This window comes from Mycolicibacter sp. MU0083, assembly GCF_963378075.1.
Lineage (GTDB): Bacteria > Actinomycetota > Actinomycetes > Mycobacteriales > Mycobacteriaceae > Mycobacterium > Mycobacterium kokjensenii.
In genome coordinates this window covers 394,731-415,546 of record NZ_OY726394.1, presented here as the reverse complement: position 1 = coordinate 415,546, position 20,816 = coordinate 394,731, and the positions used below count along the sequence as shown (strand labels likewise).

General features: G+C 68.5%; 16 protein-coding genes and 2 pseudogenes. 8 read left to right on the top strand and 10 right to left on the bottom strand.

Annotated features, from left to right (window positions below; translation table 11 throughout):
• Nucleotides 1-15: 15 nt before the first annotated feature.
• Both RCP38_RS01975 and exaC read right to left on the bottom strand, forming a co-directional pair.
• A pseudogene (locus tag RCP38_RS01975) lies at nucleotides 16-408 on the bottom strand (DUF779 domain-containing protein); the annotation flags it as partial.
• Entirely contained in the window at nucleotides 408-1,931 is a 1,524-nt protein-coding gene (gene exaC / locus RCP38_RS01970; RefSeq protein ID WP_308475064.1) for an acetaldehyde dehydrogenase ExaC, read from the bottom strand. The pseudogene RCP38_RS01975 and the gene exaC, both read right to left, overlap by 1 nt.
• Before the next feature lie 56 nt (nucleotides 1,932-1,987).
• Here exaC and RCP38_RS01965 point away from each other — a divergent pair, with 56 nt between their 5' ends.
• Nucleotides 1,988-4,009, top strand: a complete 2,022-nt coding sequence (locus RCP38_RS01965; protein ID WP_308475062.1) for a prolyl oligopeptidase family serine peptidase — start codon at nucleotides 1,988-1,990, stop codon at nucleotides 4,007-4,009.
• A gap of 4 nt (nucleotides 4,010-4,013) precedes the next feature.
• On the opposite strand, the gene RCP38_RS01960 is transcribed toward RCP38_RS01965, so the two are convergent.
• The 4 genes from RCP38_RS01960 to RCP38_RS01945 form a co-directional block, all read right to left on the bottom strand.
• Entirely contained in the window at nucleotides 4,014-5,168 is a 1,155-nt protein-coding gene (locus RCP38_RS01960) for a hypothetical protein (RefSeq protein ID WP_308475060.1), read from the bottom strand.
• A 91-nt stretch (nucleotides 5,169-5,259) separates the two neighbouring features.
• Nucleotides 5,260-6,090: a hypothetical protein gene (locus tag RCP38_RS01955; RefSeq protein ID WP_308475059.1), complete on the bottom strand. Its 831-nt coding sequence runs from the start codon at nucleotides 6,088-6,090 to the stop codon at nucleotides 5,260-5,262.
• Nucleotides 6,090-7,610, bottom strand: coding sequence for an aldehyde dehydrogenase family protein (locus RCP38_RS01950; protein WP_308475058.1), 1,521 nt, complete (start codon nucleotides 7,608-7,610; stop codon nucleotides 6,090-6,092). Before RCP38_RS01950 ends, RCP38_RS01955 begins: the two co-directional genes overlap by 1 nt.
• 53 nt (nucleotides 7,611-7,663) lie before the next feature.
• On the bottom strand, nucleotides 7,664-8,185 hold the full coding sequence (locus RCP38_RS01945; RefSeq protein ID WP_308475057.1) for a mycothiol transferase: 522 nt from the start codon (nucleotides 8,183-8,185) through the stop codon (nucleotides 7,664-7,666).
• Nucleotides 8,186-8,226: 41 nt separating this feature from the next.
• Here RCP38_RS01945 and RCP38_RS01940 point away from each other — a divergent pair.
• A pseudogene (locus tag RCP38_RS01940) lies at nucleotides 8,227-9,954 on the top strand (N-acyl-D-amino-acid deacylase family protein); the annotation flags it as partial.
• Between the two features lie 123 nt (nucleotides 9,955-10,077).
• On the opposite strand, the gene RCP38_RS01935 reads toward RCP38_RS01940, so the two are convergent.
• Nucleotides 10,078-11,094: an aldo/keto reductase family protein gene (locus tag RCP38_RS01935; RefSeq protein WP_308475056.1), complete on the bottom strand. Its 1,017-nt coding sequence runs from the start codon at nucleotides 11,092-11,094 to the stop codon at nucleotides 10,078-10,080.
• Nucleotides 11,095-11,229: 135 nt separating this feature from the next.
• Between RCP38_RS01935 and RCP38_RS01930 the strand changes: the two genes are divergently transcribed.
• The 3 genes from RCP38_RS01930 to RCP38_RS01920 are packed head-to-tail and all read left to right on the top strand — an operon-like array spanning nucleotide 11,230 to nucleotide 13,031.
• Nucleotides 11,230-12,183, top strand: a complete 954-nt coding sequence (locus RCP38_RS01930; RefSeq protein WP_308475054.1) for an alpha/beta hydrolase — start codon at nucleotides 11,230-11,232, stop codon at nucleotides 12,181-12,183.
• 24 nt (nucleotides 12,184-12,207) lie between these two features.
• Nucleotides 12,208-12,591 carry a pyridoxamine 5'-phosphate oxidase family protein gene (locus RCP38_RS01925; protein ID WP_308475053.1) on the top strand — a complete coding sequence of 128 codons (384 nt, stop codon included), beginning with the start codon at nucleotides 12,208-12,210 and terminating at the stop codon, nucleotides 12,589-12,591.
• A 38-nt stretch (nucleotides 12,592-12,629) separates the two neighbouring features.
• Nucleotides 12,630-13,031: a pyridoxamine 5'-phosphate oxidase family protein gene (locus RCP38_RS01920; protein ID WP_308475051.1), complete on the top strand. Its 402-nt coding sequence runs from the start codon at nucleotides 12,630-12,632 to the stop codon at nucleotides 13,029-13,031.
• Here the strand turns inward: RCP38_RS01920 and RCP38_RS01915 are convergent.
• Together RCP38_RS01915 and groL are read right to left on the bottom strand one after the other, a co-directional pair.
• Nucleotides 13,012-14,364 (bottom strand): bifunctional adenosylcobinamide kinase/adenosylcobinamide-phosphate guanylyltransferase, encoded by a 1,353-nt coding sequence (locus RCP38_RS01915; protein WP_308477020.1) that lies wholly within the window; start codon nucleotides 14,362-14,364, stop codon nucleotides 13,012-13,014. The genes RCP38_RS01920 and RCP38_RS01915 overlap by 20 nt on opposite strands.
• Nucleotides 14,365-14,511: 147 nt before the next feature.
• Complete coding sequence (groL, locus tag RCP38_RS01910) at nucleotides 14,512-16,137, bottom strand: chaperonin GroEL (RefSeq protein WP_308475050.1); 1,626 nt, start codon at nucleotides 16,135-16,137, stop codon at nucleotides 14,512-14,514.
• Nucleotides 16,138-16,399: 262 nt separating this feature from the next.
• On the opposite strand from groL, the gene RCP38_RS01905 reads away from it, so the two are divergent.
• On the top strand, nucleotides 16,400-17,311 hold the full coding sequence (locus RCP38_RS01905) for an SDR family NAD(P)-dependent oxidoreductase (RefSeq protein ID WP_308475049.1): 912 nt from the start codon (nucleotides 16,400-16,402) through the stop codon (nucleotides 17,309-17,311).
• Between the two features lie 10 nt (nucleotides 17,312-17,321).
• Here RCP38_RS01905 and RCP38_RS01900 read toward each other — a convergent pair whose 3' ends face one another.
• The gene (locus tag RCP38_RS01900) at nucleotides 17,322-18,020 is read right to left on the bottom strand and encodes a M24 family metallopeptidase (protein WP_308475047.1); all 699 of its coding nucleotides are present in this window, start codon (nucleotides 18,018-18,020) and stop codon (nucleotides 17,322-17,324) included.
• Nucleotides 18,021-18,076: 56 nt separating this feature from the next.
• Between RCP38_RS01900 and RCP38_RS01895 the strand changes: the two genes are divergently transcribed.
• Nucleotides 18,077-19,777, top strand: coding sequence for a DEAD/DEAH box helicase (locus RCP38_RS01895; protein ID WP_308475045.1), 1,701 nt, complete (start codon nucleotides 18,077-18,079; stop codon nucleotides 19,775-19,777).
• A gap of 128 nt (nucleotides 19,778-19,905) precedes the next feature.
• Nucleotides 19,906-20,799 carry a formate transporter FocA gene (focA, locus tag RCP38_RS01890; RefSeq protein WP_308475043.1) on the top strand — a complete coding sequence of 298 codons (894 nt, stop codon included), beginning with the start codon at nucleotides 19,906-19,908 and terminating at the stop codon, nucleotides 20,797-20,799.
• Nucleotides 20,800-20,816 lie beyond the last annotated feature (17 nt).

Below are 20,816 nucleotides of genomic sequence, written 5' to 3'. Positions count from 1 at the left end.
CGGTCAGCGCGGTAACGACCCGGTGATGACCGGCATCGTTTCCAGCGCGGCGTTCTCGGCGTCGGTGAACGCTCGACTGCGCGTCAGGAACCGCATGCCCTCGGGTGCCTCCAGGCTGAACCCGGCCCCACGCCCGGGCACCACGTCGATGGTCAGCTGGGTGTGCTTCCAGGCGGCGAACTGCGGCCCCGAGATCCACACCGGCACCCGCGCGCCGGCCGCTTTCAGTACCCCGAGCAGCACGTCGTGGTCACCGATGAGGAAGTCCCCCTCGGGGTAGCACATCGGCGCCGAGCCGTCGCAGCAGCCGCCGGACTGGTGGAACATCACCGGACCGTGGCGCCGGATCAGGCTCGCCACCAGTTCGGCGGCCGCCTCGGTGATCAGCACCCGGTCCGGTGCGCCCATCAGAACAGGCCCTGCGCCTGATCGGAGTAGGACACCAGCAGGTTCTTGGTCTGCTGGTAGTGGTCGAGCACCATCTTGTGGTTCTCCCGGCCGATACCGGACTGCTTGTAGCCGCCGAACGCCGCGTGCGCCGGGTAGTTGTGGTAGCAGTTGACCCAGACCCGCCCGGCCTGGATGTCACGGCCGGCCCGGTAGGCGGTGTTGCCGTCGCGGCTCCACACTCCGGCGGCCAGTCCGTAGATGGTGTCGTTGGCCTGGCCGATGGCGTCGGCGTAGTCGGTGAACGACGTCACCGACACCACCGGGCCGAAGATCTCCTCCTGGAAGACCCGCATCTTGTTGTGCCCGGCGAAGATCGTCGGCTGCACGTAGTAGCCGCCGGAGAGATCACCGCCCAGGTCGGACCGCTCCCCGCCGGTGACGGCGGTGGCGCCCTCCTCCTTGCCGATCGCGATGTAGGACAGGATCTTCTCCAGCTGATCGTTGGAGGCCTGCGCCCCGATCATCGTGGTGGTGTCCAGCGGGTCGCCCTGGCGGATCGCCTTGGTGCGGATCGCGGCCAGTTCCAGGAACTCGTCGTAGATGGGGGCCTGCACCAGACCGCGCGACGGGCAGGTGCACACCTCACCCTGGTTGAGTGCGAACCCGGCGAATCCCTCGAGCGCCTTGTCGGAGAAGTCGTCGTTCGCGGCCAGCACGTCGGAGAAGAAGATGTTCGGGCTCTTGCCGCCCAGCTCCAGGGTGACCGGGATGATATTCTGGCTGGCGTACTGCATGATCAGCCGACCGGTGGTGGTCTCGCCGGTGAAGCCGATCTTGGCGATCCGGTTGCTCGATGCCAGCGGCTTGCCCGCTTCGACGCCGAATCCGTTGACCACGTTGACGACTCCCGGCGGCAGCAGATCGCCGATCAGGCTCATCAGGAACAGGATCGACGCCGGGGTCTGCTCGGCGGGCTTGAGCACCACGGCGTTGCCGGCGGCCAGTGCGGGCGCCAGCTTCCAGGCGGCCATCAGCAGCGGGAAGTTCCACGGGATGATCTGCCCGACCACACCCAGCGGCTCGTGGAAGTGGTAGGCGACGGTGTCGTCGTCGAGTTGGCTCAACGCACCCTCCTGGGTGCGGATCGCGGCGGCGAAGTAACGGAAATGATCTGCGGCCAAGGGGATGTCGGCGGCCAGCGTCTCGCGAACCGGTTTGCCGTTGTCCCACACCTCGGCGACCGCGAGTTGTTCGCGGTGCGCGTCGATGCGGTCGGCGATCTTGCCCAGGATCTCGGCCCGGTCGGCCGGGGAGGTCTTGCCCCAGGCCGGGGCGGCGGCGTGTGCGGCGTCGAGCGCACGATCGATGTCGGCCGCGGTGGAACGCGGGATCTCGCAGAACGGCTGACCGGTGACCGGCGTGGTGTTCTCGAAGTACGCACCGTCCACCGGCGGGACCCACTGCCCGCCGATGAAGTTCCCGTACCGGGACTCGTAGCTCATCAGCGCGCCTGCGGCGCCTGGACGTGCGAAAACGGTCATCGAAAATGCTCCTTACCGGTGGGTGTTACTCAACTCACAGTACCGCCGCCGTCACAATGGCTTCCATGCCTGCCGAAGACGCCACCGACCCGTACCTGTGGCTGGAAGACGTCACCGCCGATCGGTCACTGGAGTGGGTGCGCGCCCACAACACCCCGACGGTCGACGAGTTCGCCGGTGACGGGTTCGAGGCGATGCGGAAATCCGCTCTGGAGGTGCTCGACACCGACGCCCGCATCCCCTACGTGCGTCGCCGCGGCGAATACCTCTACAACTTCTGGCGCGACGGGGCCAACCCGCGTGGGCTGTGGCGGCGCACCACTCTTGACAGCTACCGGGGGGCGGCACCGGACTGGGACGTGCTGATCGACCTCGACGAGCTGGCCCGCACCGACGGCGAGAACTGGGTGTGGAGCGGCGCCAACGTGATCCGTCCGCACCACAACCGGGCACTGGTATCGCTGTCCCGCGGTGGTTCGGACGCCGTGGTGGTGCGTGAATTCGACATGGTGAAAAGGGAATTCGTTGCCGGCGGCTTCGAGATCCCCGAAGCCAAGACCCGGATCGGCTGGGAGGACGACGACACCGTTCTGGTCGGCACCGATTTCGGCGCCGACTCGCTGACCGAATCCGGTTACCCCCGGGTGGTGAAGCGGTGGCGTCGCGGCCAAGACCTGGCTCAGGCCGAGACACTGTTCACCGGGGCGAGCACCGATGTGGTGGTGGCCGCGGGCTGTGACCGCACCCCGGGATTCGAGCGGACCCTGCTGTCGCGGGCGATCGACTTCTTCAACGAGGAGGTCTACGAGCTGCGCGACGGTGAACTGATCCGGATCGATGCGCCCACCGACGCCTCGGTCTCGGTTCATCGGCAGTGGATCCTGATCGACCTGCGCACCGACTGGTACATCGGCACCGCGTCGTATCGGGCCGGGTCCCTGCTGGCCGCCGACTACGAGGAATTCCTCGCCGGCACCGCCGAATGCCGCGTCGTCTTCGAACCCGACGCGCACACCGCCCTGCACCACTACGCCTGGACCCGCGACCGGCTGGTGCTGGTCACCCTGCACGACGTGGCGAGCCGGGTGGAGGTGGTCACGCCGGGCGACTGGCGGCGGCGGCCGGTCGCCGAGGTGCCCGCCAACACCAACACCGTGATCGCGGCCGCCGACGACACCGGCGACGAGATCTTCCTGGATTCAAGCGGATTCGACCGCCCGTCCCGGCTGCTCCACGGACCGGTGGACGGTCCGCTGACCGAGATCAAGTCCGCTCCGGAGTTTTTCGACGGCGACGGGCTGGAGGTCACCCAGTACTTCGCCACCTCCGCCGACGGCACCGCGATCCCGTACTTCGTGGTGCGCCCGCCGGACGCCACCGGCGTGACCCTGCTGGGCGGCTACGGCGGCTTCGAAGTGGCCCGCACCCCCGGTTACGACGGCGTCCTGGGACGGCTGTGGTTGGCCCGCGGCGGTACCTACGTGCTGGCGAACATCCGGGGCGGCGGCGAATACGGGCCCGGTTGGCACACCCAGGCGATGCGCGCGGGCCGGCACCTGGTGGCCGAGGATTTCGCCGCGGTGGCCGCCGATCTGGTGAACCGCGGCATCACCACCGTCGAGCAGCTCGGTGCGGTGGGCGGCAGTAACGGGGGGCTGCTGATGGGCATCATGCTGACCGCCTACCCGCAGCTGTTCGGGGCGCTGGTCTGCCAGGTGCCGCTGCTGGACATGCGCCGCTATCACCTGCTACTGGCCGGCGCGTCCTGGGTGGCCGAGTACGGCGACCCGGATGACCCCGCGGAATGGGAGTTCATCAGCAAATACTCGCCGTACCAGAATATTTCGGCGGACGCGCAGTACCCGCCGGTGCTGATCACCACGTCCACCCGCGACGACCGGGTGCATCCCGGCCACGCCCGCAAGATGACCGCGGCGCTGCAGGATGCCGGGCATCGGGTCTGGTACTACGAGAACATCGAGGGCGGGCACGGCGGGGCCGCCGACAACGCACAGGCGGCGTTCAAGTCCGCGCTGAGCTTCTCGTTCCTGTGGCGGATGCTGGGCGGGCGCGACTGACGGATCAGCCGCTGGCCAGTCCCTCCCGGCCCTTGTTGCGGCACCAGTCACCGAGCAGTTCGGCTCCGTAGTCCTCCTGCCGCATCCGCAGGTCGGCGTAGATCAACACCGGCAGGCATCGGACCAAGCCGGTCAGCACCGGGTAGCAGATGAGCACGCTCACCCAGCTGATCGAGGCCGACACCACCACCAGAGACATGCACCCCATCCCCAGGGTGTGGATACAGGCGATCCTGCCCACCGCGGGTCGGCAGAGCTGGATCGAGCGGGCGAACGACTCCCTGATGCCCCGATTCTCCAGGATCATCACGACCGGGGACACGCTCACCAACATTCCCACCAGGAACATGACGATGCCGCACACCACCATCAGCGGAATCAGCGCCGCGAAGAAGCCACTGCCACGCGCCATGACCTGGACCGCCGCCATGACGCCCCAGAATATGTAGTAGAGCGAGTTCAGCCGACTCACGGCGTACACCCTGCCGGTGGCCCGGACGAACAACCCGTCGAACCCGATCCGCTGACCCCGTAGCGCGCGCTCCGCGATTTGCACACCCAGCACGATCAGCAGCGCGTCCACCGGTATGAACACCAGAAAGAGCAACGCCAGCAACCCGACGGCCGGGACCGCGACACCGATCAGGCTGTCGTGACCGCTGAACAACATTTCGGCCAGGTGTCGCGGAGTGGGCGCGTCGAGACTGCGCATGGCCACACCGAGGACCGCCCCGAATCCGGCGAAAACGACCGCGGCGAAACCGATCAGGACCGGCCAGTTCCGCAGCAAGATCTTCGCGGCCGCACCGTAAAGCTCGGGAATGGTCATGGGCCGGAAGGGGATCGGTGGACCACTGTCGGACATCCGGCGTCGGCGACGCAGCGCCCATCCCCGCTCCACCAGGTAGTCCTCGACGTCGATCGGCCACCCGGCACGTTGCCGGCGGACGTACCAGGCTCCCAGCGCACTCGTCGCCGCGCTGACCCAGCAGCCCACACCCGGCCAGCAGAGCAGCGCCAGCACCGCCCAGAGCACCGCCAGGATTCGCAGCAGGTGCTGGGGCTGGAAGTCGAACCGGACCGTCGGATACGACGGAGAATCCGGCAGATCAGGCCTGTCGGCGTCGGCGTCGGCCGACGGCAGATCCTGATCGCTCATTCCGCGTATCCGCCTCTCCGAGGAACAACAAGTTAACGGCTATCATCGCAGACGTTAACGCGGACCCACCATCGCCCGTTCGGTCGACATATTACGACTTACGGAAACCGCCCAGCAATGCCAGCGCAACCCCCAGCAAAACCAACGCGGCACCGGCACCAAGCGTCACATTGAGCCATAGGTGCAGGCTGTGCTGAACGACGTCGGCCAGCGCTTCGGCGATCCGGCGAATATCACCGGTGGCCTCGTTGAGGGCCCCGTCGAGATGGCGTCGCGCCACCTCGGCCCCCGACCAGCCCGCCGCGCCGACCAGCAGCGCCGACACCCCCAGGCCGGCCAGTGCCCGGCCCCGGTGACGGGCCGCGACGAGCGTCAGGATCGCGCACAGCCCGGCCAGCGCGGCCATGACGACACTGAGCATCGGCCCCCACACCGCCAGCCGCTGCAACCCGTCGGGCCGCATCACCTCCGTCGACGTCGACGTCAGCGGCACCGTCAGCGAAGCCGGCAACACCACCGGATAGTCGGACAGCAGCTGGCCGAACGCCTCGTCGCGCAGCATCGGGGCCACGTCGATCTCCCACGGCCCGGGATCGCCGATGTTGAACAGCCAGGCGTGCCCGTCCCGGTTGACCTTCACGAACTCACCCGGAAACGACGGACCGGAGGTGTAGTCGCGGGCCGCTTCGAGCACCGCCGACGATTCGACGCCATAGCCGCTGCCGCGGATCAACTGCACCGCCTGCGCACTGAGTTCGGCTGCCACCGCGTTCTGCAGGGCCGGCTGTGCCGCCGCCCGTTCCGCCAGCCGCGCGTAGCCGTCGGCGTCGAGCAGGTTGTACTGCACCCAGGCCGTCGGCAGTGCCACCGCCAGCGCCGCGGTGGTCAACAACCACAACAGCGTCGCAGACAGGAACCGCACTATTTCGCGGTGCGTCGCGGACGCGCCGACACGATCCGGGTGAGCAACCGGTTGGTACGAGCCAGGGTCGCCAGCGAGTTGTGGTAGAAGTTGCCGCCCGCACCGACGTTGGTCCGCGGCGCGACGACGGTCTCCTGCCGGCAGAACTTGCGGATGCCGTCCTCGCCGCCGAAGCGCGCCCCGATGCCCGACGTCTTCCAGCCGCCCATCGGCGCGGTGGTGCACATCAGGTTGGAGATCACGTCGTTGACGTTGACGGCTCCGCAGTCGAGTTGCAGTGCAATGTCTTTGGCGCGTGCGACATCGGCGGAGAACACCGATGCACTGAGCCCGTAGGCGCTGTCGTTGGCGAGCCGGATGGCCTCTTCGACGCTGGCGACCTTCATGATCGGCAGGGTGGGGCCGAAGGTCTCCTCGGTCATGCAGGCCATCGAGTGATCGACGTCGACCAGCACGGTGGGCAGGTAGAAGCTGCCCGGGCCGCTGCGGCGCTGTCCGCCGGTCAGTGCGCGCGCCCCCGCGGCCAGTGCCGCCTTGACGTGCCGCTCGGTGACGGCGAGCTGCTGATCGCTGATCAGCGCCCCGAAGTGGTTGCCCTCGCCGACACCCATCTGCAGCGCCTCGACATCGCGGACGACGGCGGCGACGAACTTGTCGTAGACGGGTTCGAGCACATACACCCGCTCGACGGACACACAGGTCTGGCCGGCGTTGAACATCGCGCCCCACACCGCGGCATGCGCGGCCAGGTCGATGTCGGCGTCCTCGCAGACGATCATCGGGTCCTTGCCGCCCAGTTCGAGACTGACCGGCACCAGGCGGCTCGCGGCCCGCTCGGCGACCTTGCGGCCGGTGGCGGTGGAACCGGTGAACTGCACGTAGTCGGAGTTGTCGATGACGGCTTCGGCCACCTCCCGGGCGCCCTGCACCACCGCGAACACGTCCGGCGCACCGGAGGCCAGCCAGCCCTGGCGCAGCAGTTCCGCGGTCAGCGGGGTCTGCTCGGACGGCTTGAGCAGCACCGCGCACCCGGCCGCCAGCGCTCCGATGGCGTCCATCAACGCGTTCGCCACCGGGTAGTTCCACGGCGCGATCACCCCGACCACCGGACGGGGCCGGTAGTGGACGGTGATCTTCTTGATCTTCAGCAGCGGCGTGGACGCCGGCCGGGTCTCGGGGGCCACCGCCTTGTCCATCACCTTGATCACGTACGACAGGATCATGATCAGCAGCGGGACCTCTTGGGCGGCGTCGGTGCCGGACTTGCCGGTCTCGGCGATCAGCAGCTTCTCGATCTCGTCCCGGTTGTCGCCGAGCCACACCGCGTACCGGGCCAGCGCCTTGGCCCGGCCCTTGGCGCCGCGGCGTTCCCATTCCCGCTGCGCGGCGCGCAGCCCGGTGGCGATCGTCTCGACGTCGGCGGGGTCTGTCCACCGGACCTCACCGGCGGCTTCCCCGGTGGCGGGGCTGTACACGGTACCGGTGCCGGAGAACGTCACGGCGGGGTTGGTGGCGGTCATGGCGCCATGCTAGTCCCGGTTGTGACCGGCGTCGCACCGGCCCTCGACACGTGTCAAGTATGCGGTGCGATGCCGCGCAGGTAGGCGGCCTGACCCAGGTGCTGGGCGCAGTCGTCGATGATGCTGACCAGTCGCGCGCTCGCCGTCACCGGCGGATCCCAGTGGGTGTCGACCACCCGGGCCAGCTCGTCGGGGGTGATGCCGGCGAGGTAGTCCAGCGTCAGCCCGTGCACCGCGCGGTAGTAGCCGCCCAGCAGTTCCGCGGGCGCCCGGACCTTGGCCACCGCGGCGGCGTCGTGGCCGTATCCGGTGTCGTTGCGCGGCAGGTCCAGGCCGAACCGCTCCACCCAGCCGTCGCGGGTCCACGCCTGCTCGACCCCGGCGATCTGAGCGACCTGGATGTCCTGCACCCGGGCGCTGTGCCAGAGCAGCCACGCGATGCTGTTGGCCGCCGGCGTCGGCCGGTAGTCCGCCACCTCGTCGGCGAGCCCGTCGGTGAGCTCGTCGGCATGCTCGACCAGTCGGGTGAACGCATCACGGAGCAGGTCGCGTACCGCGGAGGTATCCGTCTGCATATCCGATGACGCTACCCCCGTGATCGGCGTAGATTCTCTAGATGGACTTTGATCTCGTGGTCCGTAACGGCACGATCGTCGACGGCATGGGCGGGCAACCGTACGTCGGCGACGTGGCCGTCCGTGACGGGATCATCGCCGAAATCGGGACCGTCGTCGGCGGCGCCTCCCGGGTGATCGACGCGAGCGACCTGTTGGTCACCCCCGGTTTCATCGACCTGCACACCCACTACGACGGCCAGTCGATCTGGTCGGATCGACTCAATCCCTCCTCGGCGCACGGCGTGACGACCGCGTTGATGGGCAACTGCGGGGTCGGTTTCGCCCCCTGCCGGTTGGCCGACCACGACGTGCTGGTTGATCTGATGGCCGGCGTCGAGGACATTCCCGGGGTGGTGATGACCGACGGGTTGCCGTGGACCTGGGAGACCTTCCCGCAGTTCCTGGATGCCGTCGATGCGCAGCGGCGGGACATCGATGTGGCGGCGTTCCTGCCGCATTCGCCGTTGCGGGTCTACGTGATGGGCGAGCGCGGCGTGGATCGGCAGCCGCCGACACCAGACGATCTGGCCCAGATGCGCAAGCTGGCCCGGGAGGCCGCCGAAGCCGGTGCCCTGGGGTTCTCCTCGTCGCGGCTGATGACGCACCGCACCAGCACCGGCGCGCGGATTCCCAGTTACGACGCCGCCTACACCGAGATCCTCGAGATCAGCCGGGGGCTGGCCGACGGTGGGGGCGGCCTGATCCAGTTCGTGCCGGATCTTCCCACCGGCGCCTATCAGCCGGTGCTGCAACAGGTTTTCGACGCGGCCACCGATTCCGGCCTGCCGGTCACGTTCAGTCTGTTGATCGGCAATGCCGGCATGCCGCTGTGGCAGGACGCCATGACCATGGTGGAGCGGGCCAACGCCGCCGGTGCCGCGATCACCGCCCAGGTCTTCCCCCGGCCGATCGGCCTGATGGTCGGCCTGGACCTGAGCATCCACCCGTTCGTGCTGTATCCGAGTTACCAGAAGATCGCCCACCTTCCGCTGGCGGAGCGGGTCGCCGAGATGCGGAAACCGGAAGTGCGGCAACAGATCCTCGACGACGAACCGAGCATCGTCCCGGCCAACCCGCTCGCGTACCTGGCGCAGTCCTGGGATTGGACCTTCCCGCTCGGCGACGACGCCGACTATGAGCCCGAGCGGTCGAAAAGCATTGCGGCGCGGGCCCGGGCGCGCGGTGTGTCGCCGATGGAGGAGGCATACGACCGGCTGCTCGACGACGACGGGCACGCGATCCTGCTCGACGCGCTGGCGAACTTCGAGAACAACTCCCTGGACACCGTCGGCACCCTGATGCACCGCGACGACGTGGTGCTGGGCCTGGGCGACGGGGGCGCGCACTACGGCATGATCTGTGACTCCAGCTACCCCACCTACGTGTTGACCCACTGGGCCCGCGACCGCAGCTCGGACCGGCTGACCATCGAAGCGGCGATCCGGGAGCTGACGTCGGTGCCGGCGCGGGTCGCCGGTCTTGAGGACCGGGGCCGCATCGCGGTCGGCTACAAGGCGGATCTCAACGTCCTGGACCATCAGAACATGCGCCTGCACAAGCCGGTGGTCACCTATGACCTGCCGGCCGGCGGCCGGCGGCTGGACCAGACCGCCGAGGGCTACGTGGCGACCGTCGTTGCCGGCGAGGTCATCGCCGAGAACGGTCGGCCCACCGCCGCCCGGCCGGGCAAGCTGGTGCGCGGTCGCCGGTCGGCGCCGTCCCCCATTCCGCCGAACGTGCCGTTTCCTCCGCAACACGTCGGCTCCGGCGGATCAGATCGCACCGTCACCACGTCTTAGGACAGCCGCGGCCGGCGAGCGCGGCCCCACCCGGCCGCAGAACGCGGCGCGCTAGAGCATCCGCTTCTCCGGGGTGGAGCGGGCGACCACCGCGGGATCGGCGGTCACCGCGTCGCCGAGCACCTCGTCGATGCGGGTCATCAACTCGGCCGGGATACGCACCCCCGACGCCTTGACGTTCTCGGTGACCTGCTCGGGACGCGAGGCTCCGACCAGCGCCGCGGCGACGTTGTCGTTCTGCAGCACCCAGGCGATCGCCAACTGTGCGGTGGTCAACCCCAGCTCGTCGGCGATCGGGCGCAACTGCTGCACCCGGGTCAGCACGTCGTCGGTCATGAACCGTTTGACGAAGTTCGCCCCGCCCTTGTCGTCGGTGGCCCGCGAGCCCGCCGGCGGCGGTTGACCCGGCAGGTACTTGCCCGACAGCACGCCCTGGGCCATCGGCGACCACACGATCTGACTCAACCCCAACTCCTGGCAGGCCGGCACCACCTCGGGTTCGATCACCCGCCACAGCATCGAGTATTGGGGCTGGCTGGAGATCAGTGAGATTCCGAGCTGACGGGCCAGCCCGTGGGCGTGCCGGATCTGTTCGGCGGTCCACTCGCTGACCCCGATGTAGAGCGCCTTGCCCGCCCGGACGATATCGGCGAAGGCCTGCATGGTCTCCTCCAGCGGGGTGAAGGAGTCATAGCGGTGCGCCTGATACAGGTCGACGTAGTCGGTGCCCAACCGGCGCAGCGACCCGTCGATGCCCTCCATGATGTGCTTGCGGGACAGGCCGGTGTCGTTGCGGCCCAACGGAGCCGGGCCGACCGGCCAGTACACCTTGGTGAAGATCTCCACCGATTCGCGGCGCCGGCCCGCCAACGCCGCACCCAGCACCTCTTCGGCACGCCCGTTGGCGTAGACGTCGGCGGTGTCGAAGGTGGTGATGCCGGCGTCGAGTGCGGCGTGCACGCAGGCGGTGGCGACGTCGTTCTCGATCTGCGAACCGTGGGTGAGCCAGTTGCCGTAGGTGATCTCCGAGATCTGCAGGCCGGAGTTGCCCAGGTAGCGGAATTCCATAGGGCCATCCTCCCAGACATCGAGAATCAGACATGAGTCTATATTTAAAGACTATCCGTACTTTTAAACGGATCATTGTCCACGTAACATCTTCGGACTGTGACCCCTTTCACGCACCGATTGAGTGCCGCATGCATGACTGTGGCCTGCCTGCTGTGGCTGGCTCCTCCGCACATCGCCGCCGCCGAGAACGAGGCGGCTGCCCGGATCACCAATATCGAGCACGTCAACGACCGGTGGGACAAGGTCTCGGTGTATTCGCCGTCGATGAACAAGGAGATCGTCACCGACGTCTTCAAGGCTTCGAGCTCGAACGCACCGACGTTCTACCTGCTGCCGGGCATCGACGGCGGCGACAATCTGGATCCGGGCGGGAGCTGGGCTCCGGGGACCAAGAGTTGGTTCGGCTTCACCGATGTGCAGGGTTTCTTCGCCGATAAGAACGTCAATGTCGTCTCCCCACTCGGCGGCCAGTTCAGCTGGTTCACCGACTGGGTCAACAACCCCGGCAAGCAGTACCAGACCTTCATGACCCGGGAGCTGCCCCCGTTGATCAACACGCAGTACAAGACGAACGGCCGTAACGCGGTTGGCGGTCTGTCCAGCACGGGCGGCACCGCGGTCGACTATGCCGTTCAAGCACCGGGGCTCTACAAAGCCGTTGCGTCCTACAGCGGATTTCTCACCCCCTCCGACCCGGATTCCGCACAGAAGGTGTCGTTGACCTTGATGGGAGGCGGTGCCAGCGCCGAGGACATGTGGGGCCCGAAGGACGGCCCGCTGTGGGCCGCCCACGACCCCTCGAAGAACCTCGACAAGCTGCGCGGCGTGGCCGTCTACGTGGCGGCATCAGAAACCGGCGACGTCGGCTCGGTGGATCGACTTCCGGACGGATCCGCAAACCTCACCGGCGGGCTGATCGAACGTATCGTCGCCGACAGCACCCGTCAGTTCGCCGACGCCGCGAAGGCAGCCGGAGTTCCGGTGCACTACGTCGCCCGCCCGGAAGGCTCGCACACCTGGGGTCTGTTCGAATCGGAGATGCAGGAGTCCTGGAACACCACGGTCGGTCCGGCACTCGGGCGGTAGCGGTACCCGCCTACCCTCGATGCCATGGCCAAGCCCGTCGACCTCGCCCGCCTGGCGGAACTGTTGCCCGGTTACGGCTTCGCGTTCCTGGTCACCGTCGGCGACGACTACCGGGTGCGCACCACCGCGATCACTCCGACCTTCGACGGCACCCGACTCGATATCGGGCCGGTGGGGTCGCACGGCCGGGACAACCTCGCGACCCGCACCGGTGTCACCGTGATCTACCCGGCGCGCGACGTCGGCGACTATTCGCTGCTGGTCGACGGTCGAGCCGAGGTTCCCGAGGACCCCGACGGTTCGGTGTCGGTGACGCCCACCAAGGCGCTGCTGCACCGTCCGGTGTTCGGCGACGACGGGCGTGCGGTCGGCACGGTGCATGACTGCGTGCAGCTCAAAGCGGATTGACAGCTCCCACACCGCGATACGGGTCTAGGGTCGAATCCATGACCTCCGCCGTGGATTTCGACCGCCTCGCCGAGAAACTCGTGGGCCACGAGTACGCCTACCTGATCACCGTCGACGATCAGAACCGTCCGCACCCGGTGCCGGTGATGCCGGTGCTGGACGGCCGCACGGTGCGCATCGGCGCGCTCGGCGGCCGGCGCAGCCGGGCGAATCTGGCCCGCACCCCCGAAGTCACCGTGATGTGGCCGCCTCCGGTACCGGGCGGCTACACCGTGATCGTCGACGGCACCGCCGAGGTGACCGACGCCGGCGAGTTGGCCAGCGTCGCCGTCACCGCCAGCCGGGCGGTGCTGATCCGGATCGCCACGCCCGAATCGCCCGGCGAGACACCGTGTTACAGCGATTGCGTCGATCTCAAGGTCACTGCGCGGGAAGCCTGAGCGGCCGCCCGGCCACCATCAGCACCACGTCGTCACAGGCCGCGGCGATGCGGGCGTTGAGCACCCCGAGCAGGTCCCGGAAGAGTCGACCCGACGCGGTGGCCGGCACCACCCCGCTGCCCACCTCGTTGCTCACCGCCACCACCGCGACCGGGCAGGATCGCCAGGCGGTCACCAACTCGTCGATGTCGGCGTGAACGCCATCCAGCGCGCCGTCGTTCCACACCCCGTGCCGGTCCATCCGGGCGGTCAGCCAGGTGCCCAGGCAGTCCAGCAGCAGCGGGGTCTGCGCGGCGCGTAGCTGTTCGGCGACGTCGGCGGTCTCCACCGTGCGCCAGGAGTCCGGGCGCCGCACCCGGTGCAGGCGCACCCGCTCGGCCCACTCCGGGTCGCCTTCGCGCAGCCCGCCGGTGGCCAGGTAGGTCACTGCCGGCTCGGCGGCCAGCAGCGCCTCGGCGTAGGCGGACTTGCCCGAGCGGGCACCGCCCAGCACCAGGGTGTGAACCGGTCTGCGGGCCATCCCCACTGAAACCACCTCACCGTCGCGTCCCGGGCGGGCTCCCGAATCCGACAGTACGGCAGTCAATTCGGGCTCCGGCGGGTTGTGGTGACTCAGGTGTATCGCGACGACATCGGTGGTCGCGGTGACGGCACCGGATTCGCGCAGTGCGGTCAGCGTCGCGGTGAATGCCGGCAGGTCGTGGTGCTCGGTGCCGTGGTCGGTGAACGTCCCGAAGGTCTCCTCGAGGAACACCGCGTCGTAGGACGCACCGGCCATCGCGGCGTGGGTGGCCTGCGGCAGCGGACCGGTATCGGTGGCCCACAGGATTCGGCGGTCACCTTTGCTCAGGTCGTAGAGCAGGGCGTGCGCGCCCTCGCCGGCGAAGGCCAGGTCGGCGCCGTGCGCGGCTGCCAGCACCCTAACCCGGTAGTCACCGAGTACGACGTCGTCGCCGGGCTGTACCGCCCGGAACGTGACCGGGTCGTCGTCGCCGATCCAGATCCGGCACTGGTCCAGCGCGCTGGCCGGGCCGAGCACCTCCAGGGGGCGGTCGGTGCGCAGCCAGTGGCGCATCAGCAGCGCCATCGGCCCCACATGGTCGGGATGGCCGTGGGTGAACAGGATGTAGCGGACGTCGGCCAGCGTCCGGCCGTGGCGTAGCGCGGCGCGCGGTGCCTCCGGCCCGCAGTCCAGCAGCAGCACGTCGTCGACCAGTGCGGCGGTCTGGGCGCGGATCTCCCCCGCGGCGGCCGCCGCAGCGCAGGAGTCGCACCGGCAGAACGGGTTCGGCCAGCCGTCGGCGCTGCCGGTGCCCAGCAGCAGAATCTCCACTCGCATCTCCCACGTTGACTCTGCATCTACGGCGCAGTCCACTCGCACTTTCCCGCCATAGCTGCAGAGTCAACGTAAACGACGAAGGCCCGACCTGCCGAGGGCAGGCCGGGCCTTGTCGTTCAAACAGTTGTCGTGCAACCCGACTTAGAAGTCCATGCCACCCATGCCACCGGTCGGGTCGCCCGCAGGTGCGGCGGCCTTCTCCGGCTTGTCGGCGACAACGGCCTCGGTGGTCAGGAACAGCGCCGCGATCGAGGCTGCGTTCTGCAGCGCCGAACGGGTCACCTTCACCGGGTCGGCGACGCCGGCCTTGAGCAGGTCCTCGTACTCACCCGAGGCGGCGTTGAGGCCGGTGCCCGAGGCGGAGTTGGCGACCTTCTCGGCGACCACGCCGGGCTCCAGGCCCGCGTTGAAGGCGATCTGCTTCAGCGGAGCCGACAGCGCGACACGCACGATGTTGGCACCGGTGGCCTCGTCACCTTCGAGCTTGAGCTCGTCGAGCGACGGAGCGGCCTGCAGCAGGGCCACGCCACCACCGGCGACGATGCCCTCCTCGACGGCGGCCTTGGCGTTGCGGACGGCGTCCTCGATGCGGTGCTTGCGCTCCTTGAGCTCCACCTCGGTGGCAGCCCCGGCCTTGATCACCGCAACACCGCCGGCCAGCTTGGCCAGGCGCTCCTGCAGCTTCTCGCGGTCGTAGTCGGAGTCGCTGTTCTCGATCTCGGAACGGATCTGGGCCACCCGGCCGGCGATGGCGTCGGAGTCACCGGCGCCCTCGACGATGGTGGTCTCGTCCTTGGTGATGACGACCTTGCGGGCGGTGCCCAGCAGGGCGACGTCGGCGCTCTCCAGCGACAGGCCGACCTCTTCGCTGATGACCTGGCCACCGGTGAGGATCGCCATGTCCTGCAGCATCGCCTTGCGACGGTCACCGAAGCCCGGAGCCTTGACGGCCACGGACTTGAAGGTGCCGCGGATCTTGTTGACGACCAGGGTCGACAGGGCTTCGCCCTCGACGTCCTCGGCGATGATCAGCAGCGGCTTGCCGGACTGGATGACCTTCTCCAGCAGCGGCAGCAGGTCCTTGACGGTCGAGATCTTCGAGCTGACCAGCAGGATGTAGGGGTCCTCCAGGACGGCTTCCTGACGCTCGGCGTCGGTCACGAAGTAGCCCGAGATGTAGCCCTTGTCGAAGCGCATACCCTCGGTGAGCTCCAGCTGCAGGCCGAAGGTGTTGGACTCCTCGACGGTGATGACACCCTCGTTGCCGACCTTGTCCATGGCCTCGGCGATCAGGTCGCCGATGGTCTGGTCGCCCGCGGAGATACCGGCGGTGGCAGCGATCTGCTCCTTGGTCTCGACCTCCTTGGCGGTGGCCAGCAGACCCTCGGTGATCTTCTGCACGGCCTTCTCGATGCCGCGCTTCAGACCGAGCGGGTTGGCGCCGGCGGCCACGTTGCGCAGGCCTTCCTTGACCAGGGCCTGGGCCAGCACGGTGGCGGTGGTGGTGCCGTCACCCGCGACGTCGTCGGTCTTCTTGGCGACCTCTTTGACCAGCTCGGCGCCGATCTTCTCGTACGGGTCCTCCAGCTCGATCTCCTTGGCGATGGACACACCATCGTTGGTGATCGTGGGGGCGCCCCACTTCTTCTCCAGGACGACGTTGCGGCCCTTGGGGCCCAGCGTCACCTTGACCGCGTCGGCGAGGGCGTTCAGGCCCCGCTCGAGGCCGCGACGGGCCTCTTCGTCATACGCAATTTGCTTAGCCATTGCGAAGTGATTCCTCCGGTTAGGGGGTGCACGTCTTGTCGGTCGGGTGCAGTGCCCGCGACGGACGGCGTTGGGTGTGCTCCGCAGGTGCGGCCCCGTGCCTCACCGTCCCGACCTAGCACTCACCGGTCGCGAGTGCCAACGTCATTTTTAGCACTCGCCTATGGAGAGTGCAAGGTCGATCGCGGTGCCCGGTCCGTATAGTCACGCCCAATCCCGGCGATCGCCGTCGTTTCCCCCCAGGGCAGCTCAGGAGTGTTCCGTGGCCACGTGGACTACCAGCGACATCCCCGACCAGAGCGGCCGGGTCGCCGTCGTCACCGGGGCCAACACCGGCCTGGGTTTCGAGACGGCCGCCGCCCTGGCCGCGCACGGCGCCCGGGTGGTGTTGGCGGTACGCGACCCGGATCGCGGCCGGCAGGCCGAGTCCCTCATCCGTCGTCGCAACCCGGACGCCGACGTGTCGGTGCAGCGACTCGACCTGGCGTCGCTGGCCTCCATCCGAGACGCCGCCGCACAGATACGGTCCGCTCATGAGCGCATCGACCTGCTGATCAACAACGCCGGGGTGATGTTCCCGCCCAAGTCGACGACGGTCGACGGGTTCGAGTTGCAGTTCGGCACCAACCATCTGGGGCATTTCGCGCTCACCGGGCTGCTGCTGGACCGGCTGCTGCCGGTCGCCGGCTCCCGGGTGGTGACCGTCAGCAGCATCGGTCACCGATTCCGCGCCGACATCCACTTCGACGACCTGCAGTGGGAGCGCCGCTACAACCGCTTCGAGGCCTACGGGCAGTCCAAGCTGGCCAACCTGCTGTTCACCTACGAACTGCAGCGGCGGCTGGCACCGCACGCGACGACGATCGCGGTGGCCGCGCACCCCGGCGGCTCGAACACCGAGTTGATGCGTCACCTGCCGCGCTGGGCGGCGGCCGGCTATCCGCTGATCGCGCCGCTGTTCCAGGATCCGGCGATGGGCGCCCTGCCGACACTGCGCGCGGCCGCCGACCCGGCGGCGCTCGGCGGGCGGTACTTCGGGCCGGACGGCTTCGCCCAGGGCCGCGGCTACCCGAAGGTGGTGGGCTCCAGCCGCCGGTCGCACGACGTCGCACGGCAACGTCGACTCTGGGCGGTCTCCGAGGAGCTGACCGGCGTGCGCTACCCGGTCGGCTGATCCGGGCCGCTCACACGTCGAGCAGTTGCTCGTAGAACCCGCCGAACCCGCGTTCGGTGTCGGCCAGGTGTATCTCGAGGATCCAGTGGCAGACCCGGCCGGTGGGATCGGTGCGGCGCATCGGCTCGTCGGATCCGGGCGCGACGTAGAAGCGGGCGTCGTCGCCGGAGATCTTCTTGTGCGGGAACTCCCCCAGCAGATGCCCGGCGATCGGCGCGCCGAACCGGTAGCCCTCATCGCGGGCCAGCCCCACGACGTGGTCGTAGAGCTGGGCGCCGGTGACATCCGGGTGCGCCTCGAAGAACTCCCGGCCGCCGTGCCAGACCCGCGGCAGCGCGTCGCGCAGCGCGCACTTGGCCGGGTCGTCGCCGAGCACGAAGGTGCGGCCGAAGTCGGCTTCCCAGTCGGCGAAGATCGGCCCCAGATCCAGGTAGGCGATGTCGTTGTCGACCAGCACCCGGTCCGGCGGGTCGGCGTGGAACGGCAGCAGTGAGTTCTCCCCGGCCCGCACCACCCGCTTATGCCAGTGCCGGGTCACCCCGAACATGTCGGCGGCCAGATCACGGATCTCGTCGGAGAGCGCACGCTCGCCGACCCCCGGACGGACCAGCCCGCGGCGCTCGATCTCGTCGAACAGCGCGGCGGCCTTGGCCTCCGCATCGCGGAGGCGCTCGACGCGGACGGATTCCGGCTCACCCGGGGTGGACACACCGACGATGCTAGCGGCTTGCCCTAGACTCACAGACCGATCAGATAGGAGACCGGGTGCGGGCTGAAGCAGCGCCCAGCACCCGGGCTTTGCGGGGCTGGCAACGCCGGGCTCTGGTGCGGTATCTCACCGCCAAGCCACGAGATTTCCTGATGGTGGCCACCCCCGGCGCCGGTAAGACGACGTTCGCGCTGCGGATCGTCGCCGAACTGCTGGCCGATCGCACCGTCGAGCGGATCACGATCGTGGTGCCCACCGAACACCTCAAGGTGCAGTGGGCGTCGGCGGCCGCGGCGCAGGGCATCGCGCTGGATCCGCGGTTCTCCAACTCCGACTCACAGACCAGTTCGGAGTACCACGGAGTCGTGGTCACCTACGCCCAGGTCGCCAGCCACCCGTCACGGCACCGGGTGCGCACCGAGGCGGCCAAGACACTGGTGATCTTCGACGAGATCCACCACGGCGGCGACGCCAAGAGTTGGGGCGACGGCATCCGGGAGGCGTTCGACGACGCCACCCGGCGGCTGGCGCTGACCGGCACCCCGTTCCGCAGCGACGACAGCCCCATCCCGTTCGTCAACTACGAACCCGACGGCACCGGCCATCTGCGCTCGGTGGCCGACGACAGCTACGGCTACACCGATGCGCTGGCCGACGGCGTGGTGCGCCCGGTGGTGTTCATGGCCTATTCCGGCGAGGCCCGTTGGCGCGACAGTGCCGGCGAGGAGTACTCGGCCCGGCTCGGCGAGCCGCTGACCGCCGAGCACACCGCCCGGGCGTGGCGCACCGCGCTCGACCCGAACGGTGAGTGGATGCCGGCGGTGATCACCGCCGCCGACACCCGGCTGCGGCAGCTGCGCGATGGCGGCATGTCCGACGCGGGCGGCATGATCATCGCCTCGGATCAGAAGACGGCGCGGGCCTACGCCAAACTGCTGACCACCCTCACCGGCGAGGAACCCACCGTGGTGCTCTCCGACGATCCGACCGCCTCGGACAAGATCGAGCAGTTCTCCAAGGCCACCAGTCGCTGGCTGGTGGCGGTGCGGATGGTCTCCGAAGGCGTCGACGTGCCGCGGCTGGCGGTCGGGGTCTACGCCACCAGTGCGTCCACCCCATTGTTTTTCGCCCAGGCCATCGGCCGGTTCGTGCGGTCGCGGCGCCCCGGCGAGACCGCGAGCATCTTCCTGCCGTCGGTGCCGTCACTGCTGGGCCTGGCCAGTGAACTCGAGCAGCAGCGCAATCACGTGCTCGGCAAGCCGCATCGGGAGTCCGAGCGCGATGAATTCGCCGAAGCCGAGCGCCGGCGCGACGAGCCGTCGGAGATGGAGAACGGCTTCGAGTCGCTGGGCGCCGACGCCGAATTGGACCAGGTGATCTTCGACGGCGCCTCGTTCGGCACCGCGACCCCGGCCGGCAGCGAGGAGGAGGCCGACTACCTTGGCATCCCCGGGCTGCTCGACGCCGATCAGATGCGAGATCTGTTGCGGCGCCGCCAGGAAGAGCAGCTGGACCGGCGATCGAAGGCCGTCGCGTCCGGTGGGGCCGGTCCGAACCCGGCGCCGGTGACCACGCACGGACAGTTGCGTGCACTGCGCCATGAGCTCAACGCGCTGGTGTCGGCGGCACACCATCGGCTCGGCAAGCCGCACGGCTGGATTCACAACGAGCTGCGCCGGATCTGCGGCGGTCCGCCGGTGGCCGCGGCCACCTCCGATCAGCTCAAGGCCCGCATCGAGGCGATCCGGCAGCTGTAACCGGTATCGCTCGTTACTGGGAGCTTGTTACCAAACGGCTGCGATGACGCTCCGGGCCCGGATTTAACGGACCAAACATCGTTAAAGTCTCGGGCGGTCAGCTGATCGCATCCGAAAGGGCCTGGGAGATGGCTTTGCCCACCACACCGAATTCGACCGAGCCCCGCCACGTCGCGATGCTCACCCCCGCCCAGATGGCCCAGGCGGCCGAGGACGCGCTGTTCGCCAAGGCCACCTACCCGCCGCACAAGTCGTTCCTGTTGGGACTGACCGCCGGCGGCTACATCGCGCTGGGCTTCATCTTCTACGTCACCAGTCAAGTCGGCGCCGAGACGCTGCCGTGGGGAGTCGCCAAGGTGCTGGGCGGTTTCGTCTTCGCTACCGGCCTGGCCCTGGTGGTGCTCACCGGGGCGGACCTGTTCACCTCCTCGACCATGACACTGACCGCGCGGGCCAGCGGCCGGATCAACACGCGCCAACTGTTGACGAACTGGGTGGTGGTGTACTTCGCGAACTTCCTCGGCGCGCTGACCATGGTCGCGCTGGTCTACTTCGGCGGGAGCTGGCACAACGCGAAGGGCGCCTGGGGTGCGGTGGTGCTCAACACCGCGCTGACCAAACTGCATCACACCTGGCTCGAGGCGTTCTGTCTCGGCGTGCTGTGCAACCTGATGGTCTGCCTGGCGGTGTGGGTGGCCTACGGGGGACGCACCACCACCGACAAGGTGCTGGCGGTGACGATGCCGATCGCGCTGTTCGTGGCCTGCGGATTCGAGCACTGCGTGGCCAACATGTTCATGGTCCCGCTGGGCATCGCGATCCGCGGCGGCGCCGGCGCTGATTTCTGGGCGGCCACCGAGTTGGACCCGGCGAAGTTCGCCGGCCTCACCTGGTCGAATTTCGTCACCGAGAACCTGATCCCGGTGACGCTGGGCAATATCGTCGGCGGCGGGCTGATGATCGGCATCCTGTACTGGACCATCTTCTCGTTCCCGGCCCGCCGAACCCCCGACGCGCCCTAGCCGAAGCGCGCGTCGGG

Excerpts from the sequence above, each read along its gene's own strand:
- RCP38_RS01920 (WP_308475051.1), top strand. The coding sequence starts at position 12,630 with ATGACCTCCGCCGTGGATTTCGACCGCCTCGCCGAGAAACTCGTGGGC.
- RCP38_RS01965 (WP_308475062.1), top strand. The coding sequence starts at position 1,988 with ATGGCTTCCATGCCTGCCGAAGACGCCACCGACCCGTACCTGTGGCTG.
- RCP38_RS01950 (WP_308475058.1), bottom strand. The coding sequence starts at position 7,610 with ATGACCGCCACCAACCCCGCCGTGACGTTCTCCGGCACCGGTACCGTG.
- RCP38_RS01925 (WP_308475053.1), top strand. The coding sequence starts at position 12,208 with ATGGCCAAGCCCGTCGACCTCGCCCGCCTGGCGGAACTGTTGCCCGGT.
- groL (WP_308475050.1), bottom strand. The coding sequence starts at position 16,137 with ATGGCTAAGCAAATTGCGTATGACGAAGAGGCCCGTCGCGGCCTCGAG.
- RCP38_RS01960 (WP_308475060.1), bottom strand. The coding sequence starts at position 5,168 with ATGAGCGATCAGGATCTGCCGTCGGCCGACGCCGACGCCGACAGGCCT.
- exaC (WP_308475064.1), bottom strand. The coding sequence starts at position 1,931 with ATGACCGTTTTCGCACGTCCAGGCGCCGCAGGCGCGCTGATGAGCTAC.
- RCP38_RS01945 (WP_308475057.1), bottom strand. The coding sequence starts at position 8,185 with ATGCAGACGGATACCTCCGCGGTACGCGACCTGCTCCGTGATGCGTTC.
- focA (WP_308475043.1), top strand. The coding sequence starts at position 19,906 with ATGGCTTTGCCCACCACACCGAATTCGACCGAGCCCCGCCACGTCGCG.
- RCP38_RS01935 (WP_308475056.1), bottom strand. The coding sequence starts at position 11,094 with ATGGAATTCCGCTACCTGGGCAACTCCGGCCTGCAGATCTCGGAGATC.
- RCP38_RS01930 (WP_308475054.1), top strand. The coding sequence starts at position 11,230 with ATGACTGTGGCCTGCCTGCTGTGGCTGGCTCCTCCGCACATCGCCGCC.